The sequence below is a fragment of the Tychonema sp. LEGE 06208 genome (assembly GCF_015207505.1).
In the GTDB taxonomy this organism is placed as follows: domain Bacteria; phylum Cyanobacteriota; class Cyanobacteriia; order Cyanobacteriales; family Microcoleaceae; genus Microcoleus.
Genome location: NZ_JADEWT010000006.1, coordinates 74722 through 92858, shown reverse-complemented (window position 1 = coordinate 92858; position 18137 = coordinate 74722). Strand labels below are relative to the sequence as shown.

The 18137-nt window shown below is 44.9% G+C and carries 13 protein-coding genes; 5 read left to right on the top strand and 8 right to left on the bottom strand.

Going from position 1 to position 18137, the window contains the following annotated elements; translation table 11 throughout:
• Positions 1-14 precede the first annotated feature (14 nt).
• The 3 genes from IQ263_RS03055 to IQ263_RS03045 form a co-directional block, all read right to left on the bottom strand.
• Positions 15-2093 carry a dynamin family protein gene (locus IQ263_RS03055; RefSeq protein ID WP_194066119.1) on the bottom strand — a complete coding sequence of 693 codons (2079 nt, stop codon included), beginning with the start codon at positions 2091-2093 and terminating at the stop codon, positions 15-17.
• 33 nt (positions 2094-2126) lie between these two features.
• Complete coding sequence (locus IQ263_RS03050) at positions 2127-2459, bottom strand: hypothetical protein (RefSeq protein WP_194066118.1); 333 nt, start codon at positions 2457-2459, stop codon at positions 2127-2129.
• Between the two features lie 195 nt (positions 2460-2654).
• Positions 2655-3176 (bottom strand): pentapeptide repeat-containing protein, encoded by a 522-nt coding sequence (locus IQ263_RS03045; protein WP_194066117.1) that lies wholly within the window; start codon positions 3174-3176, stop codon positions 2655-2657.
• Positions 3177-3406: 230 nt separating this feature from the next.
• Between IQ263_RS03045 and IQ263_RS03040 the strand changes: the two genes are divergently transcribed.
• Positions 3407-4945, top strand: coding sequence for a SagB/ThcOx family dehydrogenase (locus IQ263_RS03040; protein WP_194066116.1), 1539 nt, complete (start codon positions 3407-3409; stop codon positions 4943-4945).
• A 213-nt stretch (positions 4946-5158) separates the two neighbouring features.
• On the opposite strand, the gene mnmE is transcribed toward IQ263_RS03040, so the two are convergent.
• Both mnmE and IQ263_RS03030 read right to left on the bottom strand, forming a co-directional pair.
• On the bottom strand, positions 5159-6544 hold the full coding sequence (gene mnmE, locus IQ263_RS03035; protein ID WP_194066115.1) for a tRNA uridine-5-carboxymethylaminomethyl(34) synthesis GTPase MnmE: 1386 nt from the start codon (positions 6542-6544) through the stop codon (positions 5159-5161).
• Between the two features lie 501 nt (positions 6545-7045).
• Positions 7046-7255, bottom strand: a complete 210-nt coding sequence (locus IQ263_RS03030) for a hypothetical protein (RefSeq protein ID WP_194066114.1) — start codon at positions 7253-7255, stop codon at positions 7046-7048.
• Positions 7256-7618: 363 nt separating this feature from the next.
• Here IQ263_RS03030 and IQ263_RS03025 point away from each other — a divergent pair, with 363 nt between their 5' ends.
• Both IQ263_RS03025 and IQ263_RS03020 read left to right on the top strand, forming a co-directional pair.
• Positions 7619-9820, top strand: coding sequence for a tetratricopeptide repeat protein (locus IQ263_RS03025; RefSeq protein WP_194066113.1), 2202 nt, complete (start codon positions 7619-7621; stop codon positions 9818-9820).
• Between the two features lie 454 nt (positions 9821-10274).
• Complete coding sequence (locus IQ263_RS03020) at positions 10275-12458, top strand: tetratricopeptide repeat protein (RefSeq protein WP_370588935.1); 2184 nt, start codon at positions 10275-10277, stop codon at positions 12456-12458.
• Positions 12459-12781: 323 nt separating this feature from the next.
• On the opposite strand, the gene IQ263_RS03015 is transcribed toward IQ263_RS03020, so the two are convergent.
• From IQ263_RS03015 to IQ263_RS03010, 3 genes are all read right to left on the bottom strand, one after another.
• Positions 12782-14209, bottom strand: coding sequence for a protein adenylyltransferase SelO (locus IQ263_RS03015; RefSeq protein ID WP_194066111.1), 1428 nt, complete (start codon positions 14207-14209; stop codon positions 12782-12784).
• Positions 14210-14294: 85 nt separating this feature from the next.
• Entirely contained in the window at positions 14295-14435 is a 141-nt protein-coding gene (locus tag IQ263_RS29705) for a D-galactonate transporter (protein ID WP_370588934.1), read from the bottom strand.
• 1 nt (position 14436) lies between these two features.
• Positions 14437-16047 (bottom strand): Ppx/GppA phosphatase family protein, encoded by a 1611-nt coding sequence (locus tag IQ263_RS03010; protein ID WP_194066110.1) that lies wholly within the window; start codon positions 16045-16047, stop codon positions 14437-14439.
• 216 nt (positions 16048-16263) lie between these two features.
• Between IQ263_RS03010 and IQ263_RS03005 the strand changes: the two genes are divergently transcribed.
• Entirely contained in the window at positions 16264-17148 is an 885-nt protein-coding gene (locus tag IQ263_RS03005) for a 4-hydroxybenzoate solanesyltransferase (RefSeq protein WP_194066109.1), read from the top strand.
• Positions 17149-17424: 276 nt separating this feature from the next.
• Entirely contained in the window at positions 17425-18135 is a 711-nt protein-coding gene (locus IQ263_RS03000) for a DUF7847 domain-containing protein (protein ID WP_194066108.1), read from the top strand.
• Positions 18136-18137: the final 2 nt, after the last annotated feature.

The window sequence follows — 18137 nt, the reverse complement described above, 5'->3', positions numbered from 1 at the left end:
ATTGTTTTTTTCTTTCATTTAGCGGAGGCTAGGAAACCTTGATATAGCGATTCAATACTCTGCGACTCGGCAGAAACATCAGCATCCAATTTTTTCAACCGCTGCGATTCAGCCTGACAATTAATCTCGCGAGATTCCTTTTGTTCCAGCAAATTATCTAACTCAGATTTCCGAGAATTAATATCAGCATTCATGCGATCGCCCACTTCCCGTCCGTAAACATCAAAACACTCTTTCACAGCATCGTGAATCGGCTGCCACTGCTCCTGAGCAACCTGCGGCAGATATTTCACCAACTCTTTTTTCGCTGCTTTCACCAACTGTTTATGAGCTCCGTCTGCCTGCAAAACCCCAACACCCATCCCCAACAAAGCCAAGTACAGCGGCCCCAAAACAATCCCGGTAAAACCAGCAAAAATCGTACTGACTCCCAACACAGTAATTAAGTTGAGCAGGATATTTTTCCAGTCAAAACCCGCTCCTGCCATTGCTACGCCCGCCAGGTTTCCTGTCGTTAACGAAAACAATCCCATCGCCCATTTTGCCCAAGCTGGCGAGTTATCTTCGTTTGAGTTGCTGACTGCTGCAGGTATCTTTTGCCCGGTCAGTTTTTCGGTGATTTTTTCAGTCACTTTCGTGTAAGATGCTCCGTAATTTGCCGCACTTTGCGATAGCTGCGAAAATGCTGAATTCATCTCTTGTTCAGCCGTGAGAGTCCAAGCTGCTAGTTTGTCGTTGATGTACTGCTCGAATGCTCGTCTGAGCGATGCTTCAAAGGCTTCTCGCTTGTCTTGGCTGAAGAAATCCAGAAATTTCAGCTCGGGTTGATACCGCAAAAAGTCTGTTTCAAAGGTATTTTCTAAGTTGAGAACGTAGATGCGGAAATAATCGGCGATCGCCCGCGATTTACTATCTCTAACTCCGATAATTTCTTGTTGAAATTCTTCGCGAATCTGAGTCAGTTTTTTAAACTCCGGCTCAACTGAATTAATCTTTTCCTTCAACTCATTGACATCGCGATCGAGCAATGGTAATCGCCGCCCAACAGCTTCGCGGACGCGAGCAGAAATTTGACGCGCCAAAGTCCTCGCCGGACGCAGTTCAGAAATCGCCCTTTCCTGCGTCAAAAACGTATTCAGTGCCGCCATAAACTCGGGAAAACCAGTTCCTGCTAAATCCGCATCCGGGTTTTTAATCCGCAACCTGAGCGCCTTAATTGAGGTAATTGGAAACACTCGCTCCTCGTAAATATCGTGTCCTTCTGTCAAACAATATTCAGCCAAATTAGCTTGAAAAACCCGCCGCAGTTTCCCTTCGGCTTCTGCCAATTCTTCAGGATCGTCTGGGTCAATCAAACTTTCCCGCACCTGATCCCAAGCATTAATCAGAAAGAAAATGCTCAATCCGCGATTTTTGATGTAATTTTCTAAATAACGTCTTTCACCCATTGTGCAAGGCTGAGTTGCCCTGAGCACAAACAAAATAGCGTGGCAGTTGTTGATGTAACCCAGAGATAATTCATTGCGGGCTTCTGTATCGTTCAGTCCGGGACTGTCTACTATTTCTATGCCTTTTTCTAGCAAAGGTAAGGGATATTCTACTACGGCGCAATCGATATCGGGAAATGCTGGTTTCTTTTCTTCTTCTAGGCGTTTAGCTTCAGCGGGGTCAATTGTGTAGTTCTGTTTAAAACTTTTAAAATCTAGCTGTTTTGGGCTTTTGCCGTCATTGAAATAAACGGTAACTTTTTTTTCTGAACCGTAGCGCAAAATCGTCAGCAAAGCTGTACAGGGATTTACGTCACTCGGTAGTAAATTTTCGCCGATTAACGCATTGAGAAAAGTGCTTTTACCGCGTTTCATGTCGCCTAGCACTAGCAGCCGAAAGACTCCTTGGCGCAAGTTTTTACTGGCGATATCAATGTCCGCGTTGTCTGTTTCTAAACCTAGTTTTCCTGATGCTTCCGCTGCTGTTAATTCTGATTGGTTGATGGCTGTTGCGATGTTGCTGAGGCGACCTGCAATTTCTCGGCGGACGGCGGCTACTCGCTCTAAATCGTTGAGAAAACTGCTGGTTTCTACTTTAAGGTTCATGGGTATTTCCTGATATTTTACGGCTGGGAACTTTCAATTTATATCTTCTTCAATAAACATTTTGTAAGCGCTCAAAGCAATGAATCCAACTATCAGCGTAGTTGCCAGCCAAGATGCGATGCGAACTGCAACGACAACAGCAATGACAATGCCTGTAAATTGAGCTACGGCTAGGATTTTTCTGCGCCACTGTTTGAGTTTGCCGTTAACTTGGCTATCGGATTCTTCGTACTTGCGTGTTAGATGTTCTGGCACTGAGCGGTCGATTTCGGCTTCTAGTTCGCGGAGCCAAATTTCTTGTTCGCGCCTCCGCAAATTTTGTTTTTTGTGCCGAAGTTCTCTGGCTGTTTTGTCGGGAAAATTCATAAATTATCTCTTATTTTCCACTGAAAAAATGTGTTATTTATTGTCAATGTTGCAAAGCGATAAGTTCTCTACGACTGTAACTCACATTTTCCGCCGTGTCGAGAAATGTTAATAAATTTTAAAAAGGGCGATTCCGGCTCGGGATAGCTACGCTTCACGACTAATGAAGCCGATCGCCCGCAGCGCTGGAAATCATCAATATCCTTCGGGGCTGATGGTAGTGCGATCGCACTCAGCTTCCGACAAATCTGCCAAGCGCGATCGAAATAAGTTGCACCCAGCCAATTGAGCTTTAGTTAACTTGGTTTTCTCCAAATTAGTCCTGCTCAAATCAGCATATCTCAAATCGGCATTGCTCAAATCGGCATTGTACAAATCCGCACCTTGTAAATTAGCTTTCTGCAAATTAGCACCTTGCAAATTAGCGTGGCGTAAATTAGCTCTTGATAAATTTGCTCCTGACAAATTAGCTTCTGACAAGTTTGCTTGATAAAGCTGAATGTCGCCCAATTCAGCATCCTGCAACTGTGTTTGACAAAGATTGGCTTGAGTCAGATTTCCGTAGGGCAAATAAGTTCGCCTCAAAACGCTACCAGAAAGGTTGATTTCTGCTAAATCTGCTTGGAATAAATTATGTTCACTTAGGTCAACTGCGTCAAAATTTCGCTTGCCTTCAGAATACTGAGCTAACAATTGCTCAGCGCTTAGCTTTTGCATATTCATCTCTTTATGAGGACAGCTATTGTAGCCAGTCCATAACGATAATAAAGGGCTATTACTGTTTGCGTATTTATACCTAAGCATTCTCTTATGTTAAGCTTGTGTAACAACGAGCGCATTTTTTCTAAGATTTTTTTTATATTTGTAAATTTCTGGCTGGCTCGGTCAGTAACCAGTCAGTAATCTCAAGATCGATCGACAAACCAAAGCCCATTCTCTACTGAAATATGCCAGAACTTCCTCTTTCTATGGCTGAGCACTACCACGAGCGGACGAAATATGACCCTGAAACCCTTGCTGCCAAAAGCAGACAGCTAGATTGGACAGAGCAACCAGTGCCGTTCAAAGAATATAAAATTGGTGCGTATTTTGACCTAAAGCCCTATATAAAAGACCCCTCGGACGATCGCGATGCCGCGGCTGATGCCGGTTGGTGGCACCGCTTGTCGAGCTTGTTGCTGTGCAGCTACGGGTTGACTGCGAAGGTGCAGACGCTAGATGAGAGCTATCTGTATTTGCGATCCGCACCGTCGGCGGGCGGGCTGTACCCTGCAGAGGTTTATTTAATCTCCCGCGGCACGCCACATTTGCCCGCCGGACTCTACAACTATCAGTGCAGAACTCATTCACTCGTTCATTTTTGGAACAGTGAAGTTTGGTCGGGGCTGCAAGCTGCTTGTTTCGGATCGCCGGCGCTCGAAAATACCCAACTGGCGATCGCGATTACTACTATTTTCTTCCGTTCTTCTTGGCGTTACGAAGACCGGGCTTACCGCAGAATTTTCCTCGACACCGGTCATTTATTGAGCAATATCGAGTTAGCTTGCGCCATCAACGATTACCGACCTCACTTGATTGGAGGATTCGCCGATGCAGCTATCAATGAATTACTGTACATCGACTCGGAGCAAGAAGGAGCGATTTGTGTAGTTGCGTTAGCCGACTTGCTAGATATCGACCAAAATTTGCCCAAATTCAAAACAGCTTTGCCCGGAAACACCACAACAGATTATCCTAAAATTTCCGAAGGTCAACTGTTGGGATACCTCCACAAAGCGACACAGTTAGACTCAGACCCCACCGGAACGGATGGCTGGAAATTTGATGAAAATGAAGGTGATTTAGAGGATAAATACAACTTTCCATTTTGTACTAAAGTTTCTACGGTAACTCCTTCGATTCCTTGGGGAGTGAATCTGGAAACTTTAGAAACAACTATCCTCAAAAGGCGTTCTACCCGCGCTTATACTGGTGCTTCTTTGAGCTTGGGCGAACTGTTAGCTTTGCTCGATTTTACTTACCAGCCGCAGCACTATATCGACCAAGGATTAGACGGTTATCCCGATTATTTCGATCTGAGTTTGATCGAGACTTTTATTGCTGTTTCGGGAGTGCACGGGTTGGAGGAAGGCTGTTATTATTATGCTCCGAAAGCTCAAGAATTGCGGCAAATTCGGTTTAAAAATTTCCGCAGGGAGTTGCATTTTTTGTGTTTGGGGCAAGATTTGGGCCGAGATGCGGGGGCGCTATTGTTTCACACGGCGGATTTGAACAGGGCTGTAGCAAAATATGGCGATCGGGTTTACCGCTATTTGCACATGGATGCGGGTCATTTGGGCCAGCGGTTGAATTTAGCAGCGGTTCAACTGCGTTTGGGTGTTAGCGGTATCGCGGGCTTTTTTGACGATCGCGTGAATGACGTTCTCGGTATTCCTACAAGCGAGGCCGTGCTTTATATTACTACTCTGGGAAGACCGCGATCGTGAATTTTAGTCAGTTGTCAGTTGTTAGTTGTTATTTGTCAGTAGTATGGCTTTACTGAGTCCAGGCGCATCTAAATTTTAGAGTCAAGTTTGATGAAATTAACATCTTGCACCCTTTCCACAAAGAGTTAAATTATTGTGGGGTGTCGGGTGCGCCCTAAAAATACAACTTAAATGCGAGACAGCTTACCTATTCAATTTACTCTTTTACCATTGCTATTTCCCAATGCAAAACTTGCTAAATATTCTGTCTAGCACTGATTCTGTCACTTCTTCGCCCGTAACTTCCCCCAAGGCTTGAATTGCACCGCGCAAATCTATTGTCCAAAAATCTAAAGGCAATTTGTTGCTAATAGTATCCGTGCACTGTTCCAGAGAAATTTTGGCTTTGGTTAAGGCTGCTGCTTGCCGCTGATTGATTGCTAAATCGGAGTTTGCTGCTTGCAAATTTCCGTGGCTGACGGCATCTAAGATGGCTGTTTCTAAGTCTTCTATGCCTCGATCTAGGGCGGCAGATGCGGTGACTGTAGGGTGAATTTCCGAGGAAAAAGGTAGTTCGGGGATGGTTTTTACTAGGTCGATTTTGTTGATGATTATAATTAGCTGGCGGTGCTTTACTTGTTCGTAAATTTCGGAATCGCCCTCTGTCCAACCAGATTCTGCGTCAATTGTCAATAATACTAAATCGGCTTGTTTTGCTGCTGCGCGCGATCGCTCTACGCCAATTTTTTCTACCTTGTCTTCAGTTTCTCGAATGCCCGCAGTATCGAGCACCTGCACCGGAATGCCGCCCACAACTAGCTGCGATTCTACCACATCCCGCGTCGTACCGGGCAAATCTGTGACGATCGCCCGATCGCACTTACTCCAAGCATTCAACAAACTCGACTTTCCCACATTCGGCCGCCCCACAATCGCCACTTTCAAACCGGTTCTCAACAATTCACCGCGATCCGCCGTCGTCAAAATTGTTGACAATTCCGCCAAAACAAGCTTTATTTCCAAATAAGTTTTAGCTTCATCTAAAGGCGGCAAATCTTCCTCAAAATCAATTCTCGCCTCAATTTCTGCCAGCAAATCCAAACAAGTTGTTCTTAATTTGCGAATTGGCTGGGCTAATTTTCCCTGCAAAAGGGCTAAAGCACTTTGTGCAGCAGCGGGAGATTTTGCTCCCACCAAATCTGAAATACTTTCAGCCTGAGTTAAATCGAGCCTCCCGTTCAAAAAAGCCCGCAGCGAAAACTCTCCCGGCTGCGCCAATCTCGCCCCGCTTTCCAAACACAACTGCAAGACTTGCTGGACGGCCATAATCCCGCCGTGACAGTGAAATTCCACCACATCTTCGCGGGTGAAAGAACGCGGCGCTTTCATGATTAACAGCAAAGCTTCATCAACTAATTCTTGAGTTTTTGGGTGGCGGATGTGGCCGTAAAGAATGCGGTGAGACTCCCAAATTTGCTGTCCTGGGGCGCGAAACAGAGTTTCCGCAATTTTTAAGGCTGCAGCACCGGAAAGTCGCACAATGGCGACGCTGCCTTGTTGGGGAACTATGGCGGTGGCGATCGCTGCGATCGTTCCTCCTTTTGTTAGTGATTCAGCCATTTTTAATTGCTCTATAGTTCAATAATTCTCTCGATCGCCCTATCTGCAATGCCTCGATTATATAGGCATTTAATTGCTGTATATAGCCTTTCAAGCTCTCATATGAGGTACTGTCGGGCATAGGCCAAACCGGCCAAACCGGCCAAACCGGCCAAACCGGGCATAGGGCAAACCGGGCATACCTCACTTTTTTGATAAAGGCTATATAGAGATTTTCTAATTCACCCAATCGTCTGATAATTAATCTGCGTTGGAGGGTAGCTATTCGAGTTACTCTAACTTTAGATGATACTCGCAATCCAGTTGCTGGAAATTCTCTATCTTCCACATTCAGGGCAAACTCTTCATTGTTTAATCTTGCAACATTTTGAGAGGAAATAAAGCCAACAGTAACTTCATCAGAATTTTAGATAGCACACAGCACTAAAGCAGGACGCAATTTCATCTGACTCAAATCAGTAAATGGAAATTGTACTAATACAATATCTCCTTTTTTTAGTATCACGCAATAGGTTCTCCATCTTCTATCGTATAAATATCAGGTTCGTCCTGCAAAAAGTCAAAACAGCCACCGTTTTGAGAAAGCTGCATAAGTTCCTGAGTCGAAGGATACGGGATGTTTTCTAGTAATTTGTCCGTAATCGCTAATTGCTCGTCTGCGGAGAGAGATAAGATAACTTGAATTAGGGAGTCAACCAGTTGTACGTTCATTTTAAGTCATCTGTTGCTCGGTTACTAAATTATACTATAAGTTCAGGGTTTGCATTTACAGTCAACCGATACGGGCAGCAGACTGGGACTAATCTTAATGCTATAGTCCTCGACGCAGAAATTGGTTTTTTACGGAAATACTGCATCCCGGCTTTTAACACTGCGTCCAGGACTGCTCAAATTCAGACAAGGCTCAAAGTTTCGGCGATAGCCTTTCTTTAAATTGCCAGCACCTGTAGTCCTACTACTGGCTATTTCTTCGGCTGCTTGGCACACCGGAATCAATAGCTAAAAGTTTGACACCACAGTGAGCTATCCTGATTTCATGCGATAATGGAACATTGACAGGGTAGAGGGCAGAGCATGATTGGTCAACTTCTAGACAGACGTTACCGCATCATTAAAGTCACAGACTCAAATGAGGTGGGAAAAACTTATTTAGCAGCAGATACTCACCGTCCCGGGTATCCGCAATGCACGGTTAGAGAAATGCGGCTTCCCGGCACAAGTTCGCAAACTCCCGAATTAGTCAAAGTTATATTTCAAAGAAACGCAGAAATAATTGAGGAATTGGGTAAACACGACAAAATTCCCGAATTATTGGCGTATTTTGAGGAAAATCAAAGTTTATACTTAATTGAAGAATTTATTGTGGGTTCACCTTTGAGTCAAGAACTGATTGTGGGTGAAGCTTGGCAAGAAGATGAAGTAATTACTTTGCTATCATCGATATTAGAAATTTTGGCGTTCATCCATTCCAAGGGCTTTATTCACCGCAGAATTCAACCAGACAGAGTTATCCGGCGCGAGTCAGACGGAAAATTTGTGTTGGTTGACTTTAGCTTAGACAAAGAAATTAACCCGGAACTTGTTAATTGTGATTTGTGGGCGCAAACTCCGCCGAAGTCTGTTAAATCGCCTTTGGGAAAAAAACAGGAGTTGGCGGTGCAGGCTTTGTACGTGCCGATCGAGCAATCGCAAGGCAACCCCCACTACAATAGCGACATCTACGCTCTAGGTACGATCGCCCAGCTTGCGGTAACGGGACTCTCACCCAAGGAACTCAGCGCCCTGAGAAACAACAAAAAAGGCGAGATTCCGTGGCACAATCGGGCAACTTGTTCGGCGACTCTAACACGTATTATCGATCGAATGGTGCGCTCCGACAAAGAAGAACGCTATCACGAAGCAGCCGAAGTTTTGGCAGACATCAAACAAATCGCCGTAAAATGGGATGCCCCTCCGTCGCCAGCCACCATCATCACCAAGCCTAGGAGTAAACCGCCCATCCAGCGCCCTACTAAACTGCTGCTGTTGGCTGCAATAGTCTCCGCTTCGATCTTGACAGCAGTCATCATGTACTTCGGACATATTAAAAGTCCGGCGAGGGCGAAAGAATTGTTCGCCCGCGGCGTGGCTAAGGCACAACAAGGTGACAAAACAGGCGCGATCGCCGATTATACTCAAGCCATCGCCCTGAATGCTGGCGATGCCGAAACTTTTTACAAGCGGGCTAATGCTCGCTACGACATGGGTGCGACAGAGCAAGCAAAGGCAGATTATACGCAAGCAATTAAAGTTAATCCGAGCCACACCAAAGCCATCTATAATCGAGGTTTGGCGCGCCTCGACACAGGCGACAAGCGGGGGGCCGTGGAGGATTTTACCCAAGTATTGCGGCTGAGTCCGAGCGACGGTGAGGCATACTCTCAGCGGGGTTTAGTCTACTACGATTTGGCAGACTACCGCACGGCCATTGAAGACTACACTCAAGCAATTCGGCTCACTCCCAACGATGCTGTAGCTTACAGCAATCGGGGTTTAGCTCGATCGGCATCGGGCGACAAAACTGGAGCAATGGCAGATTTTACCCAAGCGATTCAAATTAGCCCCAAACAAGCTAGCGTTTACTACAGTCGCGGTCGATCGCGCTTTAATCTGGCAGATTATCAAGGAGCGATGGAAGATTATAGTAAGGCGATCGAATTGGAACCAGAACAAGCTGATGCTTATACCAATCGGTGCAGCGCTTACTTAAATTTGGCAACCTACGACAAAGCGATTGAAGATTGCACCCGAGCAATTAATCTCGATCCCAAAGATGAAGCAGCTTACAACAACCGCTGCATTGCTTATCTAAATTTAAAACAATTTCAAAAGGCCGCTGAAGATTGCAGTTTGGCGATCGGACTTAACAGCAACAATCCCAAAGCATACAGCAATCGAGGATTAGCTCGATCGGCTTCGGGAGACAAACTCGGGGCTGTGGAAGATTTTACCCGCGCAATTGGGCTCAATCCCAGCGATGCCGTAGCTTACAGCAATCGCGGTAGCCTGTACTCAGAACAAAAAAATTATCCTTTAGCGGTTGAGGATTTCGCTCAGTCGCTGCGGCTAAACCCCAACAATGCTACTGCTTTTTACAGCCGGGGCCTCGTGCGCCGCCAACTCAAAGATCGGGCTGGGGCGATCGAAGATTTTCAGAAAGCTGCAACACTGTTTCTCGAACAAGGAAGAGCCGATGGTTTCCAAAACGCACAAGCACAAATAAACGACCCTAAATAAACTATTAGTCATTAGTCATTAGTCATTAGTCATTAGTCATTAGTCATTAGTCATTAGTTGTGGGGAATTGGTTATTGGTTATTGGTTATTGGTTATTGGTTATTGGTTATTGGTTATTGGTTATTGGTTATTGGTTATTGGTTATTGGTTACTTGCTACGAATTTCCAATCCCTCCGCTTCGCTAGAGCCCAATTCTCAATCCCCAATAACAACTAACAATTAACAACTAACAGCTAACAACTAACAATTAACAACTAACAGCTAACAGCTAACAGCTAAAAGTTAACAGTCATTAGTCATCAGGAACGAACAATGAAGAATGAGGCAGAAAAAAAGAAAAAGGGAAAATCACCAATCACCAATTCCCAATTGCCAACTCCAAATTACCAATTTCCCGCGATAAACTCCCAATTTTCAAATCCCAATTACCAATTATCAAATATCGATATGAACATGGTTGGTCAACTTTTAGATAGGCGTTATCGCGTAGTGCAAATTCTCAGTTCAGGAGCTTTTGGACAAACTTATTTAGCTGTCGATACTCGCCGACCTGGCCACCCTCAATGTGTAGTAAAACAACTTCGTCCTCCCAGCAACACTTCCGCAGTTCTCAAAACAGCTTACCGCTTATTTAAACAAGAAGCCGAAATATTAGAAAAGCTAGGAAAACACGATCAAATTCCATTTTTACTCGCTTATTTTGAAGAAAGCAATCAATTCTACCTGGTAGAAGAGTTTGTTCCCGGACACGCCCTAAATCGGGAAATTGTTGCCGGTCAACCTTGGCGGGAAGAACGAGTGCTGTCGTTGTTGGAAGAAATATTACAACTTCTCGCCTTCGTACACTCTCAGGGAGTGATTCACCGCGACGTTAATCCCTCCAACTTAATCCGCCGCAAACCAGATAGCAAATTAGTTTTAATTGACTTCGGTTCAGTTAAAGAAGTTGCGAATCACGTCATCGATTTCGATACAGAATTTCCGCGCACCATTGCGACGGGGACTCCGGCTTATATGCCGATCGAGCAATTTCAAGGCAACCCCCAATTTAGCAGCGATCTCTATGCCGTAGGGATGATGGCAATCCAAGCTATCACTGGTTTACCCGGTACCGATTTGCCAAAATTGCAAGATCCGAGTCCTTCTCACACCGGGGAAATTGTTTGGCGCAACCGAGCTCAATGTTCTCCGGGATTGGCAAATATAATTGACAAAATGGTCTGTCACCAATTTGGCAAACGCTATCAATCGGCTGAGGACGTTTTGGCCGCTCTCAGCAAGCTGACGCACCGCCAAGAACCTCATACAGCTCAACAGAAAAGTAGGGCTCCTAGTTTAGGGTCTGTTGATAGTTTTGCATCACGTTTTGGCCCTCGGTTTTGGTGGCTGATTTTGGCTGGATTAGGGGCGATATCTCTGGTATTTCTGTTGAGTTATTGCAGCCGCCCGAATCCGATTAAAGCTAAGGAATATTACGAACAGGGAGTAGAAAAGTCTCGCAATCAAGATGCGGAGGCGGCTTTGCAGGCTTTCAACAAGTCAATTCAATTAAATCCTAACAATGCTGATAGTTTTTATCTGCGGGGTAATGCTAATTACGATTTAAAAAAATATCAAGAAGCAATTGCCGATTATTCTCAGGCGATCGCTCTCAATCCTAAATATTTTAAGGCTTATTTTAACCGGGGATTAGCCCGCAACGATTTTAACGACAGGCGCGGGGCGATTGAGGATTATACTCAGGTTTTGAAGCTCCAACCCAACGATGTTGATACCTATTATGAAAGAGGAATTACCTATTTAGAACTACAAGATTACAATATGGCTATTCAGGATTTTACTGAAGCAATTCGGTTGCAGCCGAAGCTTGTTAAAGCTTATCATTCGCGGGGGCTGGCTCGCGCCGGGAGCGGAGATTTGCAGGGGGCGATCGGAGATTATACTGAAGCAATTAAACTCGACGCTCAGAATGTTGATGCTTTCTACAGTCGGGGGAGAGCTCGCTTTCACCTAGGAGATTATCAGGGAGCTTTGGCGGATTATTCTCAGGTAATTGCGATCGATCCCAAGAGTGGAGATGCTTACACTAATCGTTGCAGCACGCAGTTGAATTTGGGAGCGTATCAAGCGGCGATTGACGATTGCACTCAGGCGATTTCGCTGAGCGATGAAGATGGGGTTCCTTACAACAATCGCTGCATTGCTTATTTAAATTTGAAGGATTATCCGAAAGCAATTGCCGATTGCACCCAAGCGGTGACACTAAATCCGAACAATTATAATGCTTTGAGCAATCGCGGTTTGGCTCGCAACGCAGGGGGAGATAGCCAGGGGGCGATCGCAGATTTTACTGCTGCAATTGGCCTCAATCCCAACGATGCGGAAGCTTACGCCAATCGGGCGAAGGTTTACCAGCAGTTAAATAATTACAATAGTGCGATCGGCGATTATGTGCAAGCAATTCGGCTGAATCCGAATTATGCAGCAGCTTACTACGGTAGAGGAATGGTTCGCCGCTCCTTGGGAGACAAAGCAGGAGCAATTAGCGACTTAGAAAAAGCGGGCAAAATCTTTCTCGATCAAGGACTTACCGGCGGTTACAAAGACACACAATTTGAGATTGAAAAAATCAAGTAGCTAGTTGTCAGTTGTCAGTTGTTAGTTGTTAGTTGTTAGTTGTTAGTTGTTAGTTGTTAGTTGTTAGTTGTTAGTTGTTAGTTGTTAGTTGTTAGTTGTTAGTTGTTAGTTGTTAGTTGGTAGGGGCGGTGGATGGTGCGTGCCCGCCCTCATTTGTCAGTTGTTAGTTGTTAGTTGTGCGGCATTGAAACTGTATGTCAAAAAACAGTAAAACTCTTGTGGGGCAGGCATCCTGCCCGCCCTGAATATGCAATGTTTATTTGCGCGACAGCTTAATAGTCAACAATGCCCCATCCCTCCGCTTCGCGCTCGCCCAATTCCCTTTAAGAATTTTGAATTCGCTCAACCAAATCATAAAACGGTTGCCAATTATCCTCAAGAGCGATGGGTTCCCAAATAGCCTCAATCGTCGGCCTCAACAGCGATTGTTCGGGATTGTGCTGGCGCAACCTCTGGGCCATCTCATCCATATCGTCCGCCGACAAACTTTGCAAAACGTGACAATAAAACTCCCGCCAATGTGCTAACAACTCCGCAGGTTCCGCCTCGCTAAAGATTAGACTAGCATCATCTCGCCAAGTGCGATCGAACTGTCGGCGCAATTCCCAAAAGAAATCGTGATAATCAACTTGAGACTCCGCCAGCATCTTAATTGTCAGCTTCAAAAGCTCATCACCATCAGCTTCTGGCAAATCCTCAAATCCCAATCTATTCAGCATCAACTTGCGGTAAGCTGCATTATAATAATCGCCAAACTTTGCCAAACCAGCATCCATATCAGCTTGAGGAATTGCCGCTGCTAGCGGTTGCTGAAGCTTCTCTAAATTCCCCTTGCAAATAAACGGTTGATTTCCGTAACAATAAAGACCGTAGTGATCGAAATAAGCTGCTGTAAATTCCGGCTTGTAAGTTGGAATAAAAGCAAACGGCCCGTAATCAAAACTTTCTCCAGTAATCGACATATTATCAGTATTTAGCACCGCGTGACAAAAACCAGCCGCCATCCACTGAGCAACCAATTCGGCGACACGTTTGACTAATTCTGCATAAAATAGCGCATACTTTTCTTCGGAAGAAGTAGCAGAATTGCTAGCTGCTAAATGCAGTTCTGGATAGTAATATTCAATTACAAAATCTAAAAGTTTTTTAGTTAAATCCGGGCGGCGGATATAATGTAGTCTTTCAAACGTGCCAAAACGGATGTGAGAGTGGCTAAAACGCACCATTACGGACGATCGCGTGGGAGAGGGTTCGTCGCCCCGCCACAAAGCATCCCCAGTTTCAACTAAACTAAAACAGCGAGATGTCCGAACTCCCAATCTGTGCAAAGCTTCGGCGGCTAAAACTTCGCGAACTCCCCCTTTGAGAGTGAGTCTACCATCAGCGTGGCGCGAGTAGGGAGTGCGACCGGAACCTTTAGTCCCGAAGTCATAAAGTCTGCCGTCAGTACCGCGAACTTGACCGTACAAAAAGCCTCTACCGTCACCTAAATTCGGGTTGTATTCGTTGAATTGATAGCCGTGGTAGCGGAGTGCGAGAAAGGGACGCACGCAGTGAAATTTACCGAAGGCTTCGATGAAATGTTGGTCGGTTACTTGTGCGGGATCTAAACCCAATACTGGCAATAATTTGTCGTTGCGGAAACGGAGGATGTGCTGGGGAAAATCGGCTGCGGGGACTTCATCAAAATAGTCGCCGCCGAGGGATTCGAGGGCTGGTTCGTAGTTGAGGGAAAGCAAGGGATTTGACATTTTTGTATTTGATTGTTGACTGTTGACTAATGACTGTTGACTGTTGACTGTTGACTGTTAACTGTTAGCTGTTAGCTGTTATTTGTTAGTTGTTATTGGGAATTGAGAATTGGGCTCTAGCGTTGCGGAGGGATTGGAAATTCGTAGCAAGTAACCAATAACCAATAACCAATAACCAATAACCAATAACCAATAACCAATAACCAATAACTAATGACTCATGAATTTTAACCGCATATTCCCTCCAAAGTTGCTATCAATTTGAGATTGTACTCATCTTCAAAACACGGTTTTTTGTAATCTAAACTCCACATTTCCAAAGCGCAATCGTCCTCGGAGTCGAGCGGTTGAAGCCGCAAGTGAAACTCTCGAAGTTCGGGGCGGTGTTCGCTTTTGAAATTAGCAATTGCGCCTATTTGCCGCCTGTCCAAAGCTACAGCCAGCCGCAGAAAAGGATGAAGTTTACTAACGATTTCTCGGTAGTTTTTGGGGAGGTTTATAAAATTCTCATGTTTCTTTTTCGGGGGGCTTTTCCGGTGATAGCGAGCCAGATTAGCAATTACTTCAATCTCTGTTTCAGTGTAGCCCAATAACTCACCATTGCGAATTAAATAGTAAGAATGTTTGTGGTGCGCCGAATGACTGACGTACAAACCGCAATTGTGCAGAATCGCGGCGGCCCACAGCAACTCCCGTTCTTCGGTTCCCCAATTGTGTAAAATTCCTTGGGTTTGGTCGAACAATTTGAGGGAAAATTCTGCGGTTCTTTCGCTTTGTTCTGTATTGACTTGATATTTTTCAGCCATCAGCAGAATGCTGCGCTGGCGGATTGAACCTTGATAGCGCAAGCGGTTTTCTATTAAACCGTGACTCAGCATCCAGTCAACAATGACACCTTCTCTCAGAGACCGATCGCACACAGTGATCGATTCCATTCCTAATAGTGTCATGGCTTCCTGCAAAATCAAAGCGCCGGCGAGAATAATTTCTGCCCGCTTGTCCGACATTCCCGGAATTGCCAGTCTTTCTGAGTAAGAAAGTTTGCGGAAACGGTTGACTAAATCGCGCAAATCCTTTAGACTTAATTGATAGCCTGTCAACGGACTCGGAACTGTTCCCAGCTTTTCGCGAGCGTTAATGGCTGCTAGAGTTTCGATGGTTCCAGCGGTACCAATTAAACGCAGAGTTTCGCCAGCCTTGAATTGATCTCGCAATTCGTCGATCGGTCTTTCGATCGAAATCCGAATATAAGCTTGCAAATAGGCAAACTCCTCTCTGCTAATCGGGTCAGTTTTAACAAATTCTTTTGTTAAGCGCACAGCACCGATTTTGGTACTGGTGAGACAGCGAGGTTCCGAGCTATCTCCTAAAATTAACTCGGTAGAACCGCCCCCAATATCAATAATTACCTGGGACTGATTGTTGAATTCCATACCCGAAAGCACGCCGAGATAAATTCTCCGCGCTTCTTCCTGACCGGAAATTAAGCTAACATTCAGGTCTAATTCGTCAGCAACTCGTTTGAGAAAATCCCGCCCGTTAGGAGCTTCTCGAATCGCACTCGTAGCCACAGCGATAATTTGTTCGGCGTTGAAAGTTTTAGCAATGTCTAGAAAACGGCTCAGAGTGGCGATCGCCCTTTCCATAACCTCAGCCTTTAAACAGCCTGTTTTTGCTTCGGAATCGCCTAACCGAACCGTATCTTTTTCTCTAGCAATAATCGCAAAGGCGGGTAATTTCGGCTCGATCCGCGCCACCACCATGTGAAACGAGTTAGTACCCATATCAATAGCAGCAATAATGCGGTTTGACTCCGCAGAAGCACTTGAATTAACCATTGGAGTGTATGGGGGTTGATAGATATTATGATTATTTCACGAATCCAGTTAGGCATCCTATGAAATCAGCAAAAATTGGGAATTAGGGCATCGGGCATGGGGCATCGGACATCGGGCATGGGGACATACATCACTTTTTTGAGAACCGCTATATTAGGTGATTTTGCCTAAAATTTGATAACATTTAATGTTAAAAATCTAAAATCTAGAATTAAAATGCTTCAAGAGTCCGATCGCCCAACCGAATCCAAATTACTAACCATCATAAGGCTTTTGAGGTGGGACAAACCAGCAGGAAGGCTGATTTTAATGATACCAGCCCTCTGGGCCGTGTTTTTAGCAGCACAGGGTAAGCCACCAGTAGCGTTGGTAGGCGCGATCGTGTTGGGCACCTTAGCCACGAGTGCGGCGGGATGCGCGATCAACGACTTGTGGGATCGCGATATCGATCCCGAAGTCGAAAGAACGCGATCGCGCCCCCTAGCATCCCGCGCCCTCACCGTACAAACAGGAATAGGAGTTGCCTTAATTTCCTTAGCAAGCGCCGCCATTCTTGCATTTTATCTCAATCCTTTAAGCTTCTGGCTGTGCGTTGCCGCCGTACCAGTAATTATCTGCTATCCCCTAGCAAAAAGATTCTTTCCAGTACCCCAATTAGTATTATCAATAGCCTGGGGATTTGCCGTATTAATTAGTTGGAGCGCGGCTGTCAATCAATTAGAAATAGCAACTTGGCTGCTGTGGGGAGCCGTCGTGTTTTGGACGATGGGATTTGACACAGTTTACGCGATGAGCGACAGAGAAGATGATTTGCGTTTGGGTGTGAATTCCAGCGCGATATTTTTCGGGGATCATGCCGCTAATGCTGTGGGTTTTTTCTTTGTAGGGACTGTCGGTTTGTTAGCAGCAATGGGGATTAATTTACAGTTGCATATTGGTTTTTGGATCGCAATTTGTGCGGCAGCGATTTTGTGGGTTTTGCAGTACAATCAACTGCGAAAGACCGACATTCCGAATCCCGTTTACGGTCAAATTTTCCGCCAAAATGTTTGGGTGGGTTTTGTGATTTTGGCGGGGATGATTGTTGGAGATATTTTTTGATAAGTTCCTCAATATCAAGTGTAAGTTAAGTTTAACGCTCGTGAAACAAAACTTACACTTACTCAGAATCGTGAAGCTGAGAAATAAAAAGCGGGTTCCAAAAATACTCAAGTGAAAGCAAAAAAATAGTAGCAGTGAAGATTAAAGCGATCGACGACTCTCGCCAAAAATTCAGTTTATTTACTTGACAAAATAACCCTTGCAAGCTAGTCTGAAAGCACCTCAAAATTTAAATTGTCATATAAAAATTTATTCATAATGTAGACCCTACACTTTATGATTCAAAAAATCCGTGAAGCTCTTGCATTGTTCGCATCAAACTTTGTGCTGTTTAGTTTGATAGTGCTAACAGTATGGTTGCCGGGGTCAATTCTGTTGATATATTTGCGCCTGTACGTTTTTCCAGGGATGACTGGCGGAGACGAGTTGCGTATAACCATTCAAGAGTTGCGAATGTCGCAATTCATTGAAGGCTCGTTTGGTACGCTGTACGTGGGTGCATTACTTCATGCACTTGCTCAGTTGAAGCGGGGACTTCATCCAACTTATCGTGAGTCCATGACCCACGCAGCACGAAAGTGTTTCAAGCTGTTCGGAACTCGTTTTGTCACTGGATTGATTGTGCTAGGTGGTGTAATTGTTTTCATCGTTCCAGGTGTCATCTTAGCATTGCGCTATGCACTAATTGATGCCGCTGTGGTGCTGGAAGGTGTAGAAGGCTCGAAGGCTCAAAAAATGAGTGCGAATTTGACTCAAGGGAAAAGATGGAAGATATTTTGGACGATGATTCTGACCTATCTTGGATTGTTTATTGCTTCGATGATTGTGTCTTGGATTTTGTATTTACCGCTATCATTAATTGGACAACATGATAACTTTGGAATCGAATTAATCTACCAGTGTATTGCGAGTATTCTTTCTGCATTGCCCATCATAGTTTTGTTTTTGTTCTACTGGGATGCAAAAAATCAGCAGCCGGTTGTCTAGGG

Excerpts from the sequence above, each read along its gene's own strand:
- IQ263_RS03005 (WP_194066109.1), top strand. The coding sequence starts at position 16,264 with ATGCTTCAAGAGTCCGATCGCCCAACCGAATCCAAATTACTAACCATC.
- IQ263_RS03000 (WP_194066108.1), top strand. The coding sequence starts at position 17,425 with ATGATTCAAAAAATCCGTGAAGCTCTTGCATTGTTCGCATCAAACTTT.
- IQ263_RS03045 (WP_194066117.1), bottom strand. The coding sequence starts at position 3,176 with ATGCAAAAGCTAAGCGCTGAGCAATTGTTAGCTCAGTATTCTGAAGGC.
- IQ263_RS03030 (WP_194066114.1), bottom strand. The coding sequence starts at position 7,255 with ATGAACGTACAACTGGTTGACTCCCTAATTCAAGTTATCTTATCTCTC.
- IQ263_RS03020 (WP_370588935.1), top strand. The coding sequence starts at position 10,275 with ATGGTTGGTCAACTTTTAGATAGGCGTTATCGCGTAGTGCAAATTCTC.
- IQ263_RS03010 (WP_194066110.1), bottom strand. The coding sequence starts at position 16,047 with ATGGTTAATTCAAGTGCTTCTGCGGAGTCAAACCGCATTATTGCTGCT.
- IQ263_RS03040 (WP_194066116.1), top strand. The coding sequence starts at position 3,407 with ATGCCAGAACTTCCTCTTTCTATGGCTGAGCACTACCACGAGCGGACG.
- IQ263_RS03050 (WP_194066118.1), bottom strand. The coding sequence starts at position 2,459 with ATGAATTTTCCCGACAAAACAGCCAGAGAACTTCGGCACAAAAAACAA.
- IQ263_RS03025 (WP_194066113.1), top strand. The coding sequence starts at position 7,619 with ATGATTGGTCAACTTCTAGACAGACGTTACCGCATCATTAAAGTCACA.
- mnmE (WP_194066115.1), bottom strand. The coding sequence starts at position 6,544 with ATGGCTGAATCACTAACAAAAGGAGGAACGATCGCAGCGATCGCCACC.
- IQ263_RS03055 (WP_194066119.1), bottom strand. The coding sequence starts at position 2,093 with ATGAACCTTAAAGTAGAAACCAGCAGTTTTCTCAACGATTTAGAGCGA.
- IQ263_RS03015 (WP_194066111.1), bottom strand. The coding sequence starts at position 14,209 with ATGTCAAATCCCTTGCTTTCCCTCAACTACGAACCAGCCCTCGAATCC.